The organism is Streptomyces zaomyceticus, from assembly GCF_014656215.1.
Taxonomy (GTDB): Bacteria; Actinomycetota; Actinomycetes; order Streptomycetales; family Streptomycetaceae; genus Streptomyces; species Streptomyces zaomyceticus.
In genome coordinates this window covers 1-19,625 of sequence record NZ_BNBZ01000057.1, presented here as the reverse complement: position 1 = coordinate 19,625, position 19,625 = coordinate 1, and the positions used below count along the sequence as shown (strand labels likewise).

Annotated in this window: 17 protein-coding genes; 12 read left to right on the top strand and 5 right to left on the bottom strand. The window is 73.0% G+C overall.

The window, feature by feature from the left end:
* Nucleotides 1-93 precede the first annotated feature (93 nt).
* Complete coding sequence (gene radA, locus IE311_RS35825; RefSeq protein ID WP_189836087.1) at nt 94-1,497, bottom strand: DNA repair protein RadA; 1,404 nt, start codon at nt 1,495-1,497, stop codon at nt 94-96.
* 172 nt (nt 1,498-1,669) lie between these two features.
* Between radA and IE311_RS35820 the strand changes: the two genes are divergently transcribed.
* A complete protein-coding gene (locus IE311_RS35820; protein ID WP_189836086.1) occupies nt 1,670-3,460 on the top strand; it encodes a BACON domain-containing protein in 1,791 nt (596 codons plus the stop codon).
* A 24-nt stretch (nt 3,461-3,484) separates the two neighbouring features.
* Here the strand turns inward: IE311_RS35820 and IE311_RS35815 are convergent, their stop codons facing one another.
* Nucleotides 3,485-4,270, bottom strand: coding sequence for a hypothetical protein (locus IE311_RS35815; RefSeq protein WP_373314034.1), 786 nt, complete (start codon nt 4,268-4,270; stop codon nt 3,485-3,487).
* A gap of 185 nt (nt 4,271-4,455) precedes the next feature.
* On the opposite strand from IE311_RS35815, the gene IE311_RS35810 reads away from it, so the two are divergent.
* The 4 genes from IE311_RS35810 (at nt 4,456) to ilvD (ending at nt 9,052) form a co-directional block, all read left to right on the top strand.
* A complete protein-coding gene (locus IE311_RS35810) occupies nt 4,456-5,388 on the top strand; it encodes a Ppx/GppA family phosphatase (RefSeq protein ID WP_189836084.1) in 933 nt (310 codons plus the stop codon).
* Between the two features lie 220 nt (nt 5,389-5,608).
* Nucleotides 5,609-6,445, top strand: a complete 837-nt coding sequence (locus tag IE311_RS35805) for a sugar phosphate isomerase/epimerase family protein (RefSeq protein WP_189836083.1) — start codon at nt 5,609-5,611, stop codon at nt 6,443-6,445.
* Nucleotides 6,442-7,053, top strand: coding sequence for a TetR/AcrR family transcriptional regulator (locus IE311_RS35800; RefSeq protein WP_189836082.1), 612 nt, complete (start codon nt 6,442-6,444; stop codon nt 7,051-7,053). The genes IE311_RS35805 and IE311_RS35800 overlap by 4 nt, the downstream gene beginning before the upstream one ends.
* 145 nt (nt 7,054-7,198) lie before the next feature.
* Nucleotides 7,199-9,052, top strand: coding sequence for a dihydroxy-acid dehydratase (ilvD, locus tag IE311_RS35795; RefSeq protein ID WP_189836081.1), 1,854 nt, complete (start codon nt 7,199-7,201; stop codon nt 9,050-9,052).
* Nucleotides 9,053-9,232: 180 nt separating this feature from the next.
* Here ilvD and IE311_RS35790 read toward each other — a convergent pair whose 3' ends face one another.
* Nucleotides 9,233-11,419 (bottom strand): protein kinase domain-containing protein, encoded by a 2,187-nt coding sequence (locus tag IE311_RS35790; RefSeq protein ID WP_189836080.1) that lies wholly within the window; start codon nt 11,417-11,419, stop codon nt 9,233-9,235.
* Nucleotides 11,420-11,576: 157 nt separating this feature from the next.
* Here IE311_RS35790 and IE311_RS35785 point away from each other — a divergent pair, with 157 nt between their 5' ends.
* The 6 genes from IE311_RS35785 (at nt 11,577) to proC (ending at nt 16,313) form a co-directional block, all read left to right on the top strand.
* Nucleotides 11,577-11,915, top strand: a complete 339-nt coding sequence (locus tag IE311_RS35785; protein WP_189836079.1) for an SH3 domain-containing protein — start codon at nt 11,577-11,579, stop codon at nt 11,913-11,915.
* 45 nt (nt 11,916-11,960) lie between these two features.
* The gene (locus IE311_RS35780; RefSeq protein ID WP_189836078.1) at nt 11,961-12,476 is read left to right on the top strand and encodes a hypothetical protein; all 516 of its coding nucleotides are present in this window, start codon (nt 11,961-11,963) and stop codon (nt 12,474-12,476) included.
* Between the two features lie 143 nt (nt 12,477-12,619).
* On the top strand, nt 12,620-13,723 hold the full coding sequence (locus IE311_RS35775) for an NAD(P)/FAD-dependent oxidoreductase (protein WP_189836077.1): 1,104 nt from the start codon (nt 12,620-12,622) through the stop codon (nt 13,721-13,723).
* Nucleotides 13,724-13,806: 83 nt separating this feature from the next.
* The gene (locus tag IE311_RS35770; protein ID WP_229902376.1) at nt 13,807-14,685 is read left to right on the top strand and encodes an ABC transporter ATP-binding protein; all 879 of its coding nucleotides are present in this window, start codon (nt 13,807-13,809) and stop codon (nt 14,683-14,685) included.
* A complete protein-coding gene (locus IE311_RS35765) occupies nt 14,682-15,419 on the top strand; it encodes an ABC transporter permease (protein ID WP_189836076.1) in 738 nt (245 codons plus the stop codon). Before IE311_RS35770 ends, IE311_RS35765 begins: the two co-directional genes overlap by 4 nt.
* A gap of 84 nt (nt 15,420-15,503) precedes the next feature.
* Nucleotides 15,504-16,313, top strand: a complete 810-nt coding sequence (gene proC, locus IE311_RS35760) for a pyrroline-5-carboxylate reductase (protein WP_189836075.1) — start codon at nt 15,504-15,506, stop codon at nt 16,311-16,313.
* A gap of 21 nt (nt 16,314-16,334) precedes the next feature.
* Here proC and IE311_RS35755 read toward each other — a convergent pair whose 3' ends face one another.
* Nucleotides 16,335-16,931, bottom strand: a complete 597-nt coding sequence (locus IE311_RS35755; RefSeq protein ID WP_189836074.1) for a cysteine hydrolase family protein — start codon at nt 16,929-16,931, stop codon at nt 16,335-16,337.
* Between the two features lie 75 nt (nt 16,932-17,006).
* Here IE311_RS35755 and IE311_RS35750 point away from each other — a divergent pair, with 75 nt between their 5' ends.
* The gene (locus IE311_RS35750; protein WP_189836073.1) at nt 17,007-18,029 is read left to right on the top strand and encodes a GlxA family transcriptional regulator; all 1,023 of its coding nucleotides are present in this window, start codon (nt 17,007-17,009) and stop codon (nt 18,027-18,029) included.
* Here IE311_RS35750 and trpS read toward each other — a convergent pair.
* Nucleotides 17,996-18,994: a tryptophan--tRNA ligase gene (trpS, locus tag IE311_RS35745; RefSeq protein WP_189836072.1), complete on the bottom strand. Its 999-nt coding sequence runs from the start codon at nt 18,992-18,994 to the stop codon at nt 17,996-17,998. The genes IE311_RS35750 and trpS overlap by 34 nt on opposite strands.
* Between the last annotated feature and the right edge of the window lie 631 nt (nt 18,995-19,625).

The following is a 19,625-nucleotide window of genomic DNA, read 5'->3' as shown; positions in this document are numbered from 1 at the left end:
GCGGCCGGACGAACTCCCACTCGGCGTCCGACAGTTCATGGCGACGTATCACGACACCATGATCCACCAACGGTGATCATTTGAAGACACTGCCTAGCCCTCCGCGCCCTCCGGAGCCTTCGCGCGCCTGCTGCGCGGCAGGACCCGCAGTGCGTCGCCCATGTCCGCGACCTCCGTCACCTTCATGCCCGCCGGCACCTTGCCCGGGTCCGTGGGGACCAGCGCGTGCGTGAAGCCCAGCCGGTGTGCCTCGGCCAGCCGGCGCTGGACACCCGTCACCCGCCGGACCTCGCCCGCGAGCCCGACCTCGCCGATCGCCACGAGGTTCTTCGGCAGCGGGGTGTCGCTCGCCGCGGAGGCGAGGGCGAGCGCGATCGCCAGGTCGGCGGCGGGCTCGGTGAGCTTCACGCCGCCCACGGTCGCGCTGTAGATGTCGCGCTTGCCCAGCGCGCTGATCCGGCCGCGCTGTTCCAGGACGGCCAGCATCATCGAGACACGGGAGGTCTCCAGACCCGAGACGGTCCGGCGGGGGGAGGGGATCTGCGAGTCCACCGTCAGCGACTGGACCTCGGCGACGAGCGGCCGGCGGCCCTCCAGGGTGACCGTCAGGCAGGTGCCCGGCACGGCCACGTCACGCCGGGTCAGGAAGAGCCCGGACGGATCCGCCAGGCCCGTGATCCCCTCGTCGTGCAGCTCGAAGCAGCCGACCTCGTCGGTCGCCCCGTACCGGTTCTTGACCCCCCGGACCAGACGCAGGCGCGCGTGCCGGTCGCCCTCGAAGCTCAGGACGACGTCGACCAGGTGCTCCAGGAGCCGGGGGCCGGCGATGGCCCCGTCCTTGGTGACATGGCCGACGAGGAGCGTGGACATGCCGCGCTCCTTGGAGGCCCGGATGAGGGCCCCCGCGACCTCGCGGACCTGTGCCATGCCGCCGGGCGCGCCGTCGATCTCGGGGGAGGCGACGGTCTGCACCGAGTCCATGATCAGCAGCGAGGGCTTCACGGCGTCCAGGTGCCCGAGGACGGCCGACAGATCGGTCTCCGCCGCCAGGTACAGATGGTCGCTGAGCGCGTTGATCCGGTCGGCGCGCAGCCGGACCTGGCTCGCGGACTCCTCGCCCGTCACATAGAGCGTGCGGTGTTCGTCGCTGGCGGCCTTGGCCGCCACGTCGAGCAGCAGCGTGGACTTGCCGACGCCGGGCTCGCCCGCGAGCAGCACGACGGCGCCGGGCACCAGCCCCCCGCCGAGGACCCGGTCGAGCTCGTCGACGCCGGTGGAGCGGGCGGTCGCCTGCCGGACGTCGACCTGCCCGATGGGGAGGGCGGCGGTGGAGACCCGGCCCGCGGCGGTCGTACGGACGGCGGGCGCGCCGTACTCCTCGACCGTCCCCCAGGCCTGGCATTCGGGGCAGCGGCCGAGCCACTTGGCCGTCTGCCAGCCGCACTCGGTGCAGCGGTAGGACGGCCGGTCCTTGGTCGATTTCGTACGGGCAGCCATGTCGCCCACCGTAGCGGCCCCCACCGACAGCGGGTCCCGGGCCGCCGGAGGGCCTCCGCCGGTCTCCGGAATGACCGGTTCCTGTCCCCTTTCGAGCGATACCTTCACCCGTAAGAATGAGAAGAACACGACCGGTACGAAAAGTGCTCCCCGCGCTGCCTACGGTCGACCGGTGACGAGCAGCAGGCTGGAATCCCCCGCACGCACCACCGGCGCACACCGGGCGCACCGCGCCACGGACCAGGAGTCGCGCACGCTCGGCCAGCGGCCCCCCGCCCGCTACGAGGCCGCCCTCGACGGCCTCTTCACGTACTGCCTCTCCGTGCTCTGCGACCACGACACGGCCACCGCCGTCCTCGGCGACGTCCTCGCCGTCGCCGAGCGCCACCACGGCCGCTGCCCCGCCGACGAGGACGGCCGTACCGCCTGGCTGTACGCCCTCGCCCGCTGGGCCTGTCTGCGCAGCCTCGGCGAGCAGCGCCGCAGGCGCCAGGGAGCCCACACCGGCCGCCCCGCCGTCATCGCGCCCGAGCCGCCCCGGGTCCCCGAGGAGACCGCCGAGCGCCGCCGCGCCGAACTCGCCCGACTCGCCTGGCCCGAGGCCGCCGGCACCACACCCGAGCAGCGCGAGGCGCTCGAACTGGCCGTACGGCACGGCCTCAGCCACCGTCAGGTCGCCGCCGTGCTCTCCCTCGACCCGCTCGCCGCCCGCGAACTCCTGGCCACCGCCGGCTGCGAGGTCGAGCGCACACGCGCCGCCCTCGCCGTCGTCGACACCGGCAGCTGCCCCACCGTCGCCCGGCTCACCGGCGACCACCAGGTGCTCCTCTCGGCCGCCCTGCGCGCCGAACTCGTCCGGCACGTCGACGACTGCCCCCGCTGCCGGCGCGCCGCCGAGCGCGTGGGCGCCACCGGCCCCTGGCCCGGGACGGGATCCCTGCCGCAGACCCGGCTGCCGCTGGTCGAGGCACCCAGGGCCGCCGCCTACATGGCCATGCTGCACGTCCCCCGCGCGCGTGCCGGGGCCCCGCGCTTCTCGCCGACGGGCTTCCCCATGGACCCGAAGGACCATGTGGCCCGCCGCGACCGGATGCGGGCCCGCGCGGTGACCACCACCGTCGTCGCGGCCGTGGTCGCCGCACCCGTCCTCGCCCTGTGGACCTCCTACCGCGGCGCCCCGATCGCCGACACGAGCGCCCAGGACGCGTCCCGGATCAGCGCGCGCGAGGCGGACGAACCGGTGGGCCCGGACGGCCGCCCGTACGACCGGTACGAGAACACGGGCAACGCCCGCACCACCCCCGAGCCCCGCTTCACCCGGGGCAGCCGCGCCCCCGACGTCTCCGTCGAGGTGCTCAGCCCCGGTGGCCCGCCGGGCCCCACGGAGCCGGCCGGGCCCGGCGAGACCGCCCCCGGCTGGATCACGGTCGCCGCCCGCGGCCACGGAGACTTGACGCTGCTCACCCTCACCGCCGCCGGCGGTTCCCCCGTCGACTGGTCGCTGTGGACGGACGCGCCCTGGCTGTACGTGAGCCGGGCCTCCGGCACGCTCCGCCCGGGCGAGACGGTCACCGTCGCCGTCCGTGTCGACCACGGCCGCGAGCCGCAGGGCGCGTGGAGCGCCCGGATCGGGGTGAACCCCTCGGGCGCGGTGGTGCGGATCGGCGGGCGCGGACAGGCGTCCCCGCCGCCCGTCGTCGACCCGGTCACCCCGCCGCCGACGACGACCGAGCCGACCACTCCGCCGACGAGCCCGCCGACCACGGAGCCGACGACCCCGCCGCCGACGACGGAGGAACCGCCGACGACGACCGAGCCGACCACTCCGCCGACGAGCCCGCCGACCACGGAGCCGACCACTCCGCCGCCGACGACGGAGGAACCGCCCCCGACCACGACGGACCCGGGCTCACCCGACCCGACGACCCCGGCGACGGAGGAACCGCCCCCACCGTCCTCCTGAACCCGAGCGGCGGGGGTCCTGCCCTCAGTGCTTCGGGTCGGCCGGGTGCGGGGCCACCAGCGGCAGCTGCGAGGAGAGCCGGGCCTCGCACAGCCCAACCAGCACCTCGTACGCCTCCTTGCCCATCATCTCGGTGAGCTCGGGCCTGTAGGTGACATAGACCGGCTCCCCGGCGCCGTGCGCCGACGTCGCCGAGGTGCACCACCAGTGCAGGTCGTGGCCGCCCGGACCCCAGCCCCGGCGGTCGTACTCGCCGATCGACACCTGGAGCACCCGGGTGTCGTCGGGACGGTCGATCCAGTCGTACGTACGGCGCACCGGCAACTGCCAGCAGACGTCCGGCTTGGTCTCCAGCGGCTCCTTGCCCTCCTTCAGGGCCAGGATGTGCAGCGAGCAGCCCGCGCCGCCCGCGAACCCGGGACGGTTCTGGAAGATGCAGGAGCCCTGCCACCGACGGGTCTGCCGGTCGCCGTCCTCGTCCTCCTGCGTCCAGCCCGACTCCGTGCCGACGTCGTGGAACTGCCACAGCTCCGGGGTGAGGCGCGCCACGTGCGTCGCGACCCGCTTCTCGTCGTCCTCGTCGGAGAAGTGCGCGCCCAGGGTGCAGCAGCCGTCGTCGGCCCGGCCCGCCTGGATGCCCTGGCAACCGCTGCCGAAGATGCACGTCCAGCGAGAGGTCAGCCAGGTCAGGTCGCAGCGGAAGACCTGCTCCTCGTCGGACGGGTCGGGAAACTCGACCCACGCGCGCGCGAAGTCGAGCCCCTTCTCGTCCGGCTCCACGTTCCTGCCCCGCTTCTTGCCGCTCTTCACGGCCTTGTCGGCCTTGCCCGCCCCGGTGGCCCTCGCCGCCCTGTCGGCCTTGTCGGCCGTCACTCCCGTCACGGCCGTCGCAGTCGTCACGCCCGTGTCGTCGCCGCTGGCTTTGCCCGGCTTCGCCTTTTTCGTCTTTGGCACAAGTCCAAGCGTATGCGGGTGGGCGCAGTAGCGTTCCGCCCATGAGACTCGGAGTCCTCGACGTCGGTTCGAACACGGTGCACTTCCTGGTGGTGGACGCCCACCCCGGGGCCCGGCCGCTGCCCGCCCATTCCCACAAGGCGGAGCTCCGGCTCGCCGAACTTCTCGACGAGCGGGGCGCGATCGCGCCCCACGGCGTCGAGCGGCTCATCGCGACCGTCCGGGACGCGCTGCTCGCCGCCGAGGACAAGGGCTGCGAGGAGGTGCTCCCGTTCGCGACCTCCGCGGTCCGCGAGGCCAGCAACGCCGACGCCGTCCTCGCGCGCGTGAAGGACGAGACCGGGGTCGACCTCCAGGTCCTCACCGGCGAGGAGGAGGCCCGGCTCACCTTCCTCGCCGCCCGCCGCTGGTTCGGCTGGTCCGCGGGCAAGCTGCTCCTCCTCGACATCGGGGGCGGCTCCCTCGAAGTCGCGTACGGCATCGACGAGGACCCCGACACGGCGGTCTCCCTCCCGCTCGGCGCGGGCCGGCTGACCGCCGGCTGGCTCCCGGGGGACCCGGCCGACACCGAGGACGTGAAGGCGCTCCGCCGCCATGTGCGCGCGCAGATCGCCCGTACCGTCGGGGAGTTCAGCCGCTCGGGCCGCCCCGACCACGTGGTGGCCACCTCCAAGACCTTCAAGCAGCTGGCCAGGATCGCGGGCGCCCCCGGCTCGGGGGAGGGCCTCTACGTCGAGCGGATCCTGACCCGCAAGTCCCTGGAGGAGTGGGTCCCGCGCCTCGCCGGGATGACCACGCCCGAGCGCGCGGCCCTGCCGGGCGTCTCGGAGGGCCGCGCCGCACAGCTCCTCGCGGGCGCGCTCGTCGCGGAGGGCGCGATGGATCTGCTGGGGGTGGAGGAGCTGGAGATCTGCCCCTGGGCCCTGCGCGAGGGCGTCATCCTGCGCCGCCTGGACCACCTGCCGGAGGAGTAGGCCCCCGAAAGGCCGCCCCCGACCCACCGATCCCGTCCCTCGACCCGACTCGCCGATCCCGCCCCGCCCGGCCCGACCCGCCATGCCCGGCCCCCTCGGCCGGGCCCACGCGCGCGTCCCCCGGTATCCCGGTCCACGCGCGCGTGGCGGTGGGCTCGCCGGGTCCCGGCGTGACCGGAACCACCCCCCGGCCCCCCGGCGGGCCCCGTACCCTGTCCCCGTGGCAGAACCAGTGGTGCGCATCCCGGATGCGAAGGTCGCCCTGTCGACGGCCTCGGTCTATCCGGAGTCGACGGCGACGGCCTTCGAGATCGCCGCGCGCCTCGGTTACGACGGTGTCGAGGTCATGGTGTGGACCGATCCGGTCAGCCAGGACGTCGAGGCACTGCGCCGGCTCTCCGACTACCACCAGGTCCCGATCCTGGCCGTGCACGCCCCCTGCCTCCTCATCACCCAGCGCGTCTGGTCCACCGACCCGTGGGTCAAGCTCCGGCGCGCGCAGGCGGCCGCCGAGCGGCTCGGCGCGTCGACGGTCGTCGTACATCCGCCGTTCCGCTGGCAGCGCCAGTACGCCAAGGACTTCGTCACCGGCATCTGGCGGATGGCGGACGAGACCGACGTGCGGTTCGCCGTCGAGAACATGTACCCGTGGCGGTACAAGGACCGCGAGATGCTCGCGTACGCCCCCGAGTGGGACGTCACGAAGGACGACTACCGGCACTTCACCGTCGACCTCTCGCACACCGCGACCGCCCGCACCGACGCCCTGGCGATGATCGACCGCATGGGCGACCGCCTCGGCCACGTCCACCTCGCTGACGGCAAGGGCTCCGCCAAGGACGAGCACCTGGTCCCGGGGCGCGGCACACAGCCCTGCGCCGAGCTCCTGGAGCGCCTCGCGCTCACCGGCTTCGACGGCCATGTCGTCATCGAGGTCAACACCCGCCGTGCGATGTCAGCCGCCGAACGCGAGGCCGACCTCGCCGAGGCCCTGGCGTTCACCCGGCTCCATCTGGCGTCGGCGGCCACCCGCCCGTCCCGGGTCCCGCGACCGTGACCGAACCGGCCCCGCGCCGGCGCGGCCGCCCCTCCCGTACCGAGGAGGAGACCGGGCCGGGAGCACGGGAACGCATCCTGGAGGCGGCCCGCGCCCAGTTCGCCGAGCGGGGCTACGACAAGACCTCGGTCCGCGGCATCGCCAAGGCCGCGGGGGTCGACCCGGCCCTGGTCCACCACTACTTCGGCACGAAGGACGAGGTCTTCGCGGCGGCGATCGAGGTCTCCTTCGAGCCGGCGGCCGTCGTCCCGGCGATCGTCGGCGGCCCGCGCGAGACCATCGGGGAACGGCTCGCCCGCTTCTTCATCGGCGTCTGGGAGAACCCGGTCAGCCGGGCCCCGCTCCTCGCGATCGTCCGTTCCGCGCTGACCCACGAGGCGGCGGCCAAGGTGCTGCGGGCCTTCGTGCTGCGGCGGCTCCTGGAGCGGATCGCGGACGAGCTCGACGTACCGGACCCGAAGTTCCGCGCGGAGCTGGCGGCCTCCCACATGATCGGGATCGCGATTCTGCGGTATGTGATCCAGGTCGAGCCGATGGCCTCGGCGGACCCGGAGAAGATCGTGGAGATGGTGGCCCCGACCCTCCAGCGCTATCTGACCGAGGCCTGATCCTCTCCGCGGGTCCCGGAAGACCACCGCGCGCACGCTGACCGAAACCTGAACAGCCCGTCCGTCATGCGGACAGCCTGTCCAGATCTTGGAGCACCGGCGTACGCTCGAATGCAAGCACATCCATCACGAGAGGCGAGCGACGATGCCCGAGCTGAGGTCCCGCACAGTCACCCACGGCCGCAACATGGCGGGCGCACGCGCCCTTATGCGCGCCTCCGGTGTACCCGGCGCGGACATCGGCCGGAAGCCGATCATCGCGGTCGCCAACTCCTTCACGGAGTTCGTCCCGGGCCACACCCACCTCCAGCCCGTCGGCCGGATCGTCTCCGAGGCCATCACGGCCGCCGGGGCCATCCCGCGCGAGTTCAACACGATCGCCGTCGACGACGGCATCGCCATGGGCCACGGCGGCATGCTGTACTCGCTCCCCTCCCGCGACCTGATCGCGGACAGCGTGGAGTACATGGTCGAGGCGCACTGCGCCGACGCCCTGATCTGCATCTCCAACTGCGACAAGATCACCCCCGGCATGCTGATGGCCGCCCTGCGCCTCAACATCCCGACGGTCTTCGTCTCCGGCGGCCCGATGGAGTCCGGCCGCGCGACCCTCGTCGACGGCACGGTTCGCACGCTCGACCTGGTCGACGCCATCTCCGACGCCGTGAACCCGAACATCTCGGACGAGGACATCCTCCGCATCGAGGAGAACGCCTGCCCGACCTGCGGCTCCTGTTCCGGCATGTTCACCGCCAACTCGATGAACTGCCTGACCGAGGCGATGGGTCTCTCCCTCCCCGGCAACGGCTCGCTGCTCGCCACCCACACCGGCCGCAAGGCGCTCTACGAGAACGCCGCCCGCACGGTCGTCGACATCACCCGGCGCTACTACGACGAGGACGACGACTCCGTCCTGCCGCGCTCGATCGCGACCCGCGCCGCCTTCGAGAACGCCATGGCCCTCGACATCGCCATGGGCGGCTCGACCAACACGATCCTGCACCTGCTCGCCGCCGCCCAGGAGGCCGAGCTCGACTACGGCCTGCCCGACATGGACCAGGTCTCCCGCCGGGTCCCCTGCCTGGCCAAGGTCGCCCCGAACGTCGCCAAGGACCGCACGTACTACATGGAGGACGTGCACCGGGCCGGCGGCATCCCCGCCATCCTCGGCGAGCTCTACCGCGCGGGTCTCCTCAACGAGGACGTCCACTCCGTCCACTCCCGCTCCATCAAGGAGTGGCTCGACGCCTGGGACGTGCGCGGCGGTTCCCCGTCCGAGGAGGCCGTCGAGCTGTGGCACGCGGCCCCCGGCTGCGTCCGCTCGGCGACCGCCTTCTCGCAGTCCGAGCGCTGGGAGGCGCTCGACGTGGACGCCGCCGAGGGCTGCATCCGCGACGCGGCCCACGCGTACTCGAAGGACGGCGGCCTCGCCGTGCTGCACGGCAACCTCGCGGTCGACGGCTGCGTCGTGAAGACGGCCGGCGTCGACGAGTCGATCTGGACCTTCGAGGGTCCGGCCGTGGTCTGCGAGTCGCAGGACGAGGCCGTCGAGAAGATCCTGAACAAGCAGATCACGCACGGCGACGTGGTCGTCATCCGCTACGAGGGCCCGCGCGGCGGCCCCGGCATGCAGGAGATGCTCTACCCGACCTCCTTCCTCAAGGGCCGGGGCCTGGGCAAGACCTGCGCGCTCGTCACCGACGGACGCTTCTCCGGCGGCACCTCGGGCCTGTCCATCGGCCACGCCTCGCCGGAGGCCGCCTCGGGCGGCACCATCGCCCTCGTCGAGGACGGCGACCGGGTCCGGATCGACATCCCGAACCGCTCGATCGAGCTCCTCGTCGACGAGGCCACCCTGGCTGCCCGCCGGGAGGCGCTGAACGGCGTGTACACGCCGAAGAACCGTGAGCGCAAGGTGTCGGCGGCCCTGCGCGCCTACGCCGCGATGGCGACCAGCGCCGACAAGGGCGCGGTCCGGGACGTGTCGAAGCTGGGCTGAGCCCGACGCGCGTACCCCCGGCGGTGAACCGGCGCGCGCACATCCGACGGTGAAGGGGAGCAGGCACAAGGCCTGCTCCCCTTCGCCGTGTGCGGCGCTACGGGCCCGGGCACGGCCGGCGGACCCGGGCACGGCCGGCGGGGACGCCCCGGCACGCGCGCGTGGCCGGGCGCCCGGCCGTCACCAGGTCGCGGGATCGCGCGCGTCCACCGCGAAGACCGACCCGTCCGGAGCCGTCCCGAACACCCGCTCCCCGGCCACCAGCGGCGCGGGCACCAGCGGCGCGTACTCCAGGCGGCCGTTGAGCAGCCGCGGCCGGGTCTGACCGATCAGCGCCCCCCGTGCGGTGTCGACGGCGAGCAGCCGTCCGTCCTGGACGGAGAAGTACAGCCGGTCGCCGGGCCCGAGGACCGGTGCGGACACGTTCCCCGCGCCCGTCTCCAGCTCCCACAGGACGCGCCCCTTCTCCGCCGCCGTGTCGAAGGCGGTGAGGTGCCCGTTCGCGTCGAGGAGATGGACGACCGTGCCGCGGACGGCGACGCCCCGGACATCGAGCCGGTGCGGCAGCGACAGCCGGCGCACGGTGTCCCCGCCGGGGGTCGACAGGACCAGGGCGTCGATCAGCGAGGCCTGGTAGCGGGAGGCGAGGAGCAGGGTGCCGTCGCCGGTGCGGCCCAGCGGGTCGAGATCGCCGTCCAGGTTCCGCTGCCAGGCCACCTCGCCGGTCCGGGGGCGGATCTCGCCGACACGGGTGTGCGACCCGTCGGGCGAGCCCTCGGAGACGGCGAGCAGCCCGGACGGGGCGTCGTACGGCCCCGGGACCGGGACCCCGAAGCCGGTCAGACCGTGCCGCCAGAGTTCCTTCCCGCTGCGGCTGTCGACGGCCCGGATCCCGCCCCGCCCGTCGGACAGGACCACGGCGGAGCCCGCCGGCCGGTGCAGCTCGGGAAGCTTCGCCCCGGCGGTCCAGCCGGGGGCGCCGTCGGCGGTCCCGTACGCCTCCACCGGTCCCGTGGGAACGGCGGCGCCGACCAGTCCGTCGGCGAGGAGGAACGGCGCGACCGGGGACTCCGCCTTGACCGGCGCCGTCCGTGACCAGAGGACCGCCCCCGTCACGGGGTCGAGCCGGGCGAGACCGACGCCGCGGGCCGAGCAGTACAGCGCGCCCCCGCCGTGCCCGCACGCGGGCGCCGCCGTGGGGCCGTGCTCCTGGAGCGTGGTCTGCCAGCCGGCGAAGACGGTGGCCACCTTGTCGGGGCGGGTAGGGGTCTCCGGTCCACGGCTCGCCGGGGGAGTGAGCGCCGTGTACACGCCGGCCCCGGTCAGCGCGAGCGCGGCGGCGACCGCGATCGTCAGACGCGGCCGCAGACGCACCCGGCCGAGCCGTGGCCCCCGGCGGGGCGGGGCCGGGGCGGTGGCCCGCACCGGTGTGTCCGCGTCCCACGCGGGGGAGGGCCCGGGCTCGCGGTGGGCGCCGTCCTCGTCGCCGTACGGCAGCGAGGGCCGTCGCCGCTGCGCCGGTATGAACGCCTCCGCCGCGTACGAGGGCGGCAGCAGCGCCGACATGATCTGGGCCGGGGTCGGCCGCTCGGCGGGCTCCTTGGCGAGGCAGCGCGCGACCAGTGGCGCCAGCTCCGCCGGCACCCCCGTCAGATCCGGTTCGTCGTGGACGACCTGGTACGCCACGATGTACGGGCTGTCGGAGTCGAACGGGCCGTGCCCGGTCGCCGCGTGCACCAGGACCGAGCCGAGCGCGAAGACGTCCGCGGCGGGGCCCACCTCGCGCGGCCGCTGGAACTGCTCGGGCGCCATGAACGGCGGTGAGCCGATGAGCTTGCCGGTCTCGGTGTGCAGATCGCTGTCGACGGGCCGGGAGATGCCGAAGTCGATGACCTTGGGGCCGGTGTCGGTCAGCAGGACGTTGCTGGGCTTGAGATCGCGGTGGACGACACCGGCGCGGTGGATGTCGCGCAGCGCCTCGGCGAGTCCGGCGGTGAGCCTGCGCAGTTCGGCCGGGGCGAGAGGTCCGTTCCGTTTCACCTGGTCGGCGAGGGTCGGGCCGGGGACGTAGAGGGTGGCCATCCAGGGGCGTACGGCGTCGGGGTCGGCGTCGACGACCGGCGCGGTGAAGGCCCCGCTGACCCGGCGGGCGGCCGCGACCTCCTGGCGGAAACGCGCCCTGAACTCGGGGTCCTCCGCATACCGTGCGTGTACGACCTTGACCGCGAGCCGAAGTCCCGAGGCGGAGGCCGCGAGGTGCACGACGCCCATGCCGCCGGAGCCCAGACATGCCTGGAGGCGGTAGTCGCCCGCGTACTCGGGCCCCTCCGCTTCCCGGTCCGCACCGGTACCGCGCAACGGTGGCACCGCCCACCCCCGTGTGATTCCCCGTCACCACGCGCTCACGTGCGCGACCCGACGGAGCCTAGTCCATGGCCCCCGCGATGTCGGTGGGGCTTGCTAGCCTGCGCGTCGCGGAGAGTGAAACTTCGCGGAGCGCTTTTGCGCCAAGGGGGAGGACACCATGGACACGGACCGGAACAAGGCGACGACGACCACGGGGACGACGGCGGAGGCGACGGCGACAGGAGCCGCGGTGACGGCGGCCGCCGCCGGGACGCGCTACGCGGTCGCGCCGGGCTACCGCGTCAATGTGCGCTCGGGACCGAGCACCCAGTACCCGATCGTCCGGGCACTGCCGCTGGGCGCCACGGTGGCGATCACCTGCCAGAAGTACGGCGAGTGGATCAGCGGCCCGTACGGCACCACGCGGATCTGGGACAGCATCGCGCCGGGGGAGTACATCTCCGACGCGTATGTGCGCACGGGCAGCGACGGCTTCGTCGCACCGCGCTGCGCCTGAGGTCGTATCCGTCGTCCCCGGGGCCACCCGGGGATAATCGACCTCGTGAGCGACGACGAGCAGACCCCCAGCACGACCGGCGGAACCCCCGCCGGGCCCCAGCCCGAGGAGATCCGTTTCTTCGGCACCACCTGGGTCGACCACAGCGGCAACTACACACTGCGCCGCATCGGCCTGGCCGTCGGCTCGCTCGCCGCCGCCGTCGCGGCCTGCTTCGTGCTGCGCTTCGCGTACCAGGGCCTGGAGATCGCGGACGTCGGCGGCATCGTCAACATGCTGGTCGTCCTCATGTTCGCGGTCTGCAGCGCCATCGCCTTCCGCAAGACCTGGGAGGGCTTCCTCCGCCGTCCCGCCGACCCCGCCCGCGAGGAGTCCCTGCGGAGCCTCAAGGCGATCGGCTTCATCGGCTCGCTCCTCGCCTACTGCGTCCGCTGCCTTGTCGAGGCACCCGGCGAGAAGCTGCGCCGCGCCGAGTACGACACGGCCCGCACCCAGTACGAGAAGCGCCGCGGCAACCGCACGGGCAACCCGGCCGCCCGCAAGAAGCCCAAGCGCACATAAGCCCGAGCGCAGTAAGCCCGAGCGCACGTCAAAGGGGTGACGGCGCCGTCCCGCCGGCCCTCCCCATCACGGTCGGCCGACCGAGTTCGGAGAGAAAGCCCCCTCGATGTCACACATCGAGGGGGCTACGCCGTCCCCTGTGCATGAAGACGACACCGCAGCAGCGCCCCGGCCACCCCACCCACCGTGTCCTCGTCCTCGGCGCGGGTTACGCGGGGCTCATGACCGCCCTCCGTCTCGGACCCCACGCCCGGGTGACCCTGGTCGACCCGGCCGACCACTTCACCGAGCGCGTACGGCTCCACGAGCGCGCGGCGGGCCGCCCCGACGTCACCCACTCCCTCGCCCGCTTCCTCCACCGCACCGGCATCGAGCACGTCCCGGCCCGCGCCGTCGCCCTCGACCCGGAGGCCCGCCTGGTCACCACGGACGACGGCCGTCGCCTGCCCTACGACCGGCTGGTCTACGCCCTCGGCAGCCGCACCGCCCTGCCCGCCACCACGGGCGACTCCCGCGCCTACACGGCGGAGTCCGCCGACGCGCTGCACAAGCACCTGAAGGACCGCCCGGGCACGGTCGCCGTCGTCGGCGGCGGGCTCACCGGCATCGAGATGGCCACCGAGCTCGCCGAGACCTACGGCCCGCTCGGCACCTCGGTACGCCTCGTCTCCGGCGGCCGGGTCGGCGCCGGGCTCTCCCCGCGCGGAGCGGCCCATGTCCACCGGATCCTCCAGGCCCGGGGCGTCCAGGTCGAGGAGGGCCGCAGGGTCGAGACCCCGGACGAGATCGACGCGGACGTCGTCGTCTGGGCCGCGTCCCTCGTCCCGAACACCGAGCTCGCCGTCGCCGCCGGCCTCACCCTCGCGCCCTCGGGCCGGGTCGCCGTCGACGCCTCGCTGCGCTCGGTCTCCCACCCGGAGATCTACGTCCCGGGCGACGCGGGCGCCGCCACCGCCGCGGACGCCGGCGGCGAATTGCGGATGGCCTGCGCCACCGCGCTTCCCACCGGCATCCACACGGCCAAGTCCATCGCGCGGGACCTGAGCGGCGAGGAGCCCGAGCCCTTTGCGTTCGGCTACCACTTCCAGTGCATCAGCCTGGGCCGCCGGGACGGGCTCATCCAGTTCGTCAGCCCGGACGACGCGCCCCGCGACCGCCTTCTCACCGGCCGTGCGGCGGCCGTCTTCAAGGAGCTGGTGGTGCGTGGCGCGACGTGGTTCATCCGCCGCTCCGCCCGCCGCCTCTGACCCCACCTTCCCGGGGCCGCCGGGATATGCCGACGGCCCCCGGGTGCTTGACGGCCGTTACCGCCGAGAGCACTATTCATCGCATGATGAATTACTCGGCGGGTGAGGCCGCCATCCCAGCCGCACCCGAGCCCACGACCACGGCCACGGCCGAGCGCACCACCCAGACCCGCGCCGAAACGGCCGAGGGCAGCACGGCCACCGCAGCCATCGCCGCACACGACCTCACCGTCGTACGCGGCGACCGCACCGTCCTGCGCGGCCTCGACTTCACCGTCCCCGCCGGCCGCATCACCGGCCTCCTCGGCCCCTCCGGCTGCGGCAAGTCCACCCTCATGCGCGCCGTCGTCGGCACCCAGGCCCAGGTCGGCGGCACCCTCCAAGTCCTCGGCCGCCCCGCCGGCGACCCCACCCTCCGCTCCCGCATCGGCTACGTCACCCAGGCACCCTCCGTCTACGACGACCTCACCGTCCGACAGAACCTCGACTACTTCGCCGCCGTCCTGCTCCCCGGCCGCGCCCGACGCCAGGAGCGCCGCGCCGTCGTCGACCGGGCCGTCGACGACGTCGACCTCGCCTCGCACGCCGACTCCCTCGCCGGCCGGCTCTCCGGCGGCCAGCGCAGCCGGGTCTCCCTCGCCGTCGCCCTCCTCGGCACCCCGGAACTCCTCGTCCTCGACGAACCCACCGTCGGCCTCGACCCCGTCCTCCGCCGCGACCTGTGGAACCTCTTCCACCAGATCGCCGCCGACCGGGGCACCACCCTCCTCGTCTCCTCACACGTGATGGACGAGGCCGAACGCTGCCACCGGCTCCTCCTCATGCGCGAGGGCGAGATCCTCGCCGACGACACCCCCGAGGCCCTCCGCCGACGCAACGACACCCCCACCGTCGAAGAGGCCTTCCTCCGCCTCGTCGACGCAGCCGCCGCCCGAGCCGCCCACGAGGAGCCCCGCCCATGAGCACCGCCCGCACCCTCGCCACCGCCGCCCGCGTCCTGCGTCAGCTGCGCCACGATCCGCGCTCGATCGCCCTGATGCTCCTCGTGCCCTGCGTCATGCTCTTCCTGCTGCGGTACGTCTTCGACGGGAGCCCGGGCACCTTCGACAACATCGGGGCCTCACTGCTCGGCATCTTCCCGCTCATCACGATGTTCCTGGTGACCTCCATCGCCACCCTCCGCGAACGGACCTCCGGCACCCTCGAACGCCTCCTCGCCATGCCCCTCGGCAAGGCCGACCTCATCGCCGGCTACGCCCTCGCCTTCGGACTCCTCGCCGTCGTCCAGTCCACCCTCGCCACCGGCCTCGCCGTCTGGTTCCTCGGCCTCGACGTCATCGGCTCCCCCTGGCTCCTCCTCCTGGTCGCCCTCCTCGACGCCCTCCTCGGCACCGCCCTCGGCCTCTTCGTCTCCGCCTTCGCCGCCTCCGAGTTCCAGGCCGTCCAGTTCATGCCGGCCGTGATCTTCCCCCAGCTGCTGCTCTGCGGACTCTTCACCCCGCGCGACCGGATGGCCCCCGCCCTCGAAGCGATCTCCGACGCCCTGCCCATGTCGTACGCCGTCGACGGCATGAACCAGGTCCTCCGCCACCCCGAGATCACCGGCGACTTCGTCCGCGACGCCCTCGTCGTCGCAGGCTGCGCCCTCCTCGTCCTCGGCCTCGGCGCGGCCACCCTCCGCCGCCGCACGGCGTGACCGCCCCTCGGACACCCGCACACCGCCCCGCCCGCCGGTGCGAGGATGACGACACGTACCCCCTCCGGCGAGGTGAACAGAGCCATGACCCAGACCGTCGCAGTCCTCGGCACCGGCAAGATCGGTGAAGCGCTCCTCAGCGGCATGATCCGCGCCGGCTGGCGCCCCGCGAACCTCCTGGTCACCGCCCGTCGCGCCGAGCGCGCCGAGGAACTCCGCACCCGCTACGGCGTCGAGACCGTCACCAACGCCGAGGCCGCCAAGCGCGCCGACACCCTCATCCTGGCCGTCAAGCCCCAGGACATGGGCCGGCTCCTCGACGAGCTCGCCCCGCACGTCGCCGCCGACCGCCTGGTCATCAGCGCCGCCGCCGGTATCCCCACCTCCTTCATCGAGGAACGCCTCACCACCGGCACCCCCGTCGTCCGCGTCATGCCCAACACTCCCGTCCTGGTCGACGAGGGCATGTCCGTGATCTCGGCCGGCAGCCACGCCACCCCCGCGCACCTCGCCCACACCGAGGAGATCTTCGGCGGCGTCGGCAAGACCCTCCGCGTCCCCGAGTCCCAGCAGGACGCCGCCACCGCCCTCTCCGGCTCCGGCCCCGCGTACTTCTACTTCCTCGTCGAGGCCATGACCGACGCCGGCATCCTCCTCGGCCTGCCCCGCGCCCAGGCCCACGACCTCATCGTCCAGGCCGCCATCGGCGCCGCCGTGATGCTCCGCGACAGCGGCGAGCACCCGGTCAAGCTCCGCGAGGCCGTGACCTCCCCGGCCGGCACCACCATCAGCGCCATCCGCGAGCTGGAGAACCACGGCGTCCGCGCCGCCCTCATCGCCGCCCTCGAAGCCGCCCGCGACCGCAGCCGCGAACTGGCCTCCGGCAACAGCTGACCCAGGGGCCTCCCGCCGGGGTCACCGGACCCCGGCGGACACCCCCCGCACCACGTCCTCCGTCGACACGACCTTCGCGAACCGTCCCCCGTGCAGGGACACCGCCGTCGCCTGCGACAGCTCATCGGCGCTCCGCGACCAACCGAACGGCCCCTCCAGGTCGAAGGTGTGCATCGCGTCCAGCGGGAACACCACCTCGTACCCGAGATTCCCGCCCATCCGGGCCGTCGTCTCGTTGCACATGTTCGTCTGGATGCCGACGATCACGATCTGCGCGATGTCCTGCCCGGACAGCCACCCGTCCAGCGACGGCTCCCCGTAGAACGCCGAGTTCACGCTCTTCGTCACCAGCAGCTCCGGACCGGAGCCCTTCCCGCGCCGCTCCTCGACGAAGTCCTTGAAGGCGTTCCCCTCGTACCCCGTCCGCAGCGGCGAGCGCGTGCCCTCCACCGAGTCGTGCCGCACGAAGACGACCGGCCGGCCCGTCTCCTGCCACAGGTCGATCAGAGCCGCGATGTTCTCCTCGGCGGCAGGGTTGTTCCGCTTCCCCCAGAACTCCTCCTCGAAGCCCTTCTGTACGTCGATGACAACCAGCGCCGCGTTCTCCGTGATCTCCATACCCACGATGCTGCCGCCGGCGCGTCCCGTCTCCCAGAGGGTGGAATGACAGCGATCGATGGTTTACTGCCAGTCATGCCGCAGACGCCGTCGACCCCCACGCCCCGGGCCCAGCGCATCGCGCTCCTCTCCTTCCCCGGCATCCGCGCGTTCGACATCTCGGTCATCACGGAGGTCTGGGGCAGCGACCGCACCCTCCGCGGCGTCCCACCCTTCGAACTGCGCAGAGCGGCCGCCGACCCGGACACCTCCATCCCCCTGCGCGGCGGTCTCGTCCTCACCCCCGACCGCCCACTCAGCTGGCTCGACGACCTCACCCCCACCGACCTGGTCCTCGTCCCCGGCATCGAAGACCCCGACGCCGACCTCCCGGCCCCCGTCCTCGACGCCCTCCGCCGCGCCCACTCCGCCGGCATCCCGGTCGCCTCGCTCTGCGCCGGCGCCTTCGTCCTCGCCCGCGCCGGACTCCTGGACGGCCGCCGCGCCGTCACCCACTGGCACCTGGCCCGCACCCTGGCCGCCCGCCATCCGGAGATCCAGGTGGAACCCGACGCCCTGTTCGTCGAGGACACCGGCGTCTGGACCTCGGCCGGTACCGCCGCCGGTATCGACCTCTGCCTCCACCTCGTCCGCACCGCCCACGGAGCCGAAGCCGCCGCGGCCATCGCCCGCGCGATGGTCACCGCACCCTTCCGCACCGGCACCCAGGCCCAGTTCATCGAGCACCCCACCCCCCGCGCCGACCGCGACGCCGACGCCCTCGCGGACGTCCGCGCCCACGCCCTCGCCCACCTCGACGAGCCCCACACCGTCGCGACACTCGCCGCCCGCGCGGGCATGTCCCCGCGCTCCTTCGCCCGCCACTTCCAAGCAACCACCGGAACCACCCCCCTGCACTGGCTCATCACCCAGCGCGTCGCCGCCGCCCAGAAACTCCTCGAACTCACCGACCACCCCCTCCCCGAGGTGGCCCGCCGCGCGGGCTTCGGCAGCGAGGTCACGATGCGCCAGCACTTCGCCTCGCACCTCGCCACCAGCCCACGCGACTACCGCAACGCGTTCCGTCACCCCGCGGGCAACAGCCCGATCGCCCGATAGGCCCGGTCCACCAAGGGCCGCGCCGTCCCCCGGGCCCGCTCGGCCCCGTCCCGTAGCACCTGATCCACATGTCCGGGGTCCGCCGCGAGCTCGGCATGCCGCTCCCGCAGGGGCCTCAGCAGCTCGACGACCGCGTCCGCCGTGTCCTTCTTCAACGATCCGTACGATTCATATACACCGGCCAGCACCTCGGGGTTCCCACCCGTCGCGGCCGCCATCAGATCGAGCAGGTTCGCGAGCCCCGGCCTGGCGACCCGGTCGTACTCCACGTCCCGCCCGCTGTCGGTCACGGCCCGCATGATCTTCCGCCGCACGGTCTCCGCGTCGTCCAGCAGATAGACGATCCCGGCCCCGTTCACATGCGACTTCCCCATCTTCGACATGGGGTCCTGCAGATCCATGACCCGCGCCGCCACCTCGGGCCGCGTCGCCCTCGGCACCGTGAACGTGTGCCCGTACCGCTGGTTGAACCGCACCGCCAGATCCCGGGTCAGCTCCACATGCTGCGTCTGGTCCTCACCCACGGGCACCTCGTCGGCCCCGTACGCCAGGATGTCCGCCGCCATCAGCACCGGATACGTCAGCAGCGACAGCCGCACACCCTGCCCCGCGGCCCGCGCCCGGACGCTCTTCTCCTTGTACTGGATCATCCGACGCAGCTCGCCGTCCGTGGCCGTGCACTCCAGCAGATACGACAGCCGCGCGTGCTCGTCCACATGGCTCTGCACGAACAAGGTGCAGAGCTTTGGATCGAGCCCCGCGGCCAGGAGCAGCGTCGCCGCCTGTCGGCTGAGCCGCAGCACCCGGGCCGGGTCGTGCTCCACGGTCAGCGCGTGCAGGTCCACGACGCTGAACAGCGCCTCCGCCCGATGCTGATCGACCTCGACCCACCGCCGTACGGCTCCGAGGTAGTTGCCCAGTGTCAGATGCCCGGTCGGCTTGACCCCGCTGAAGATCCTCGTCATCGCGTTCGTTCTCCCTCTTGTCCTGGGTGCCGACCCGACGGCCGGCTCCCGGAGGGGATACGCGAACGGCCGCCGAACCGGCGGCCGCGTGGTGCATGCGCGAGTGGTGGGCCGCCGTCAGCCCCCCCACCACTGGGTGGTGTGCGCACGCGTAGTCATGGGCAGAGGCTACGCCCGAGGACGGGGGTTGACACGGGATTGACGGATCCGTAAGGTTCTCCGAGTTGTCCGACGTGAGCACCGACCCCGGTCGGCCCCGGACAGCCATTCCGCAAGATCCACAGAGCCTGATGGTGCTTTGCCGTGCCGTCCTGCTTTCCGTGCGTTTTTGCGAAATGAGGAATCCGCGTTCGAAACCCGAGCGCAGCCCCCGATTAGCGTCGGAGGCAGGGAATCCGCTAAAGTTTCACTCGTCGGAACGGCCCAACAGCCGGAAAGACAAACCCCGCTGACTGGGAATCAGACGCCGAAAGGATCTGATAGAGTCGGAAACGCAGGAAGGACCCGGAGCGAAAGCGAAAGGGACCGGAAAGCACCGAGGAAATCGGGTCGGAAAGATCTGATAGAGTCGGAAACGCAAGACCGAAGGGAAGCCCGGAGGAAAGCCCGAGAGGGTGAGTACAAAGGAAGC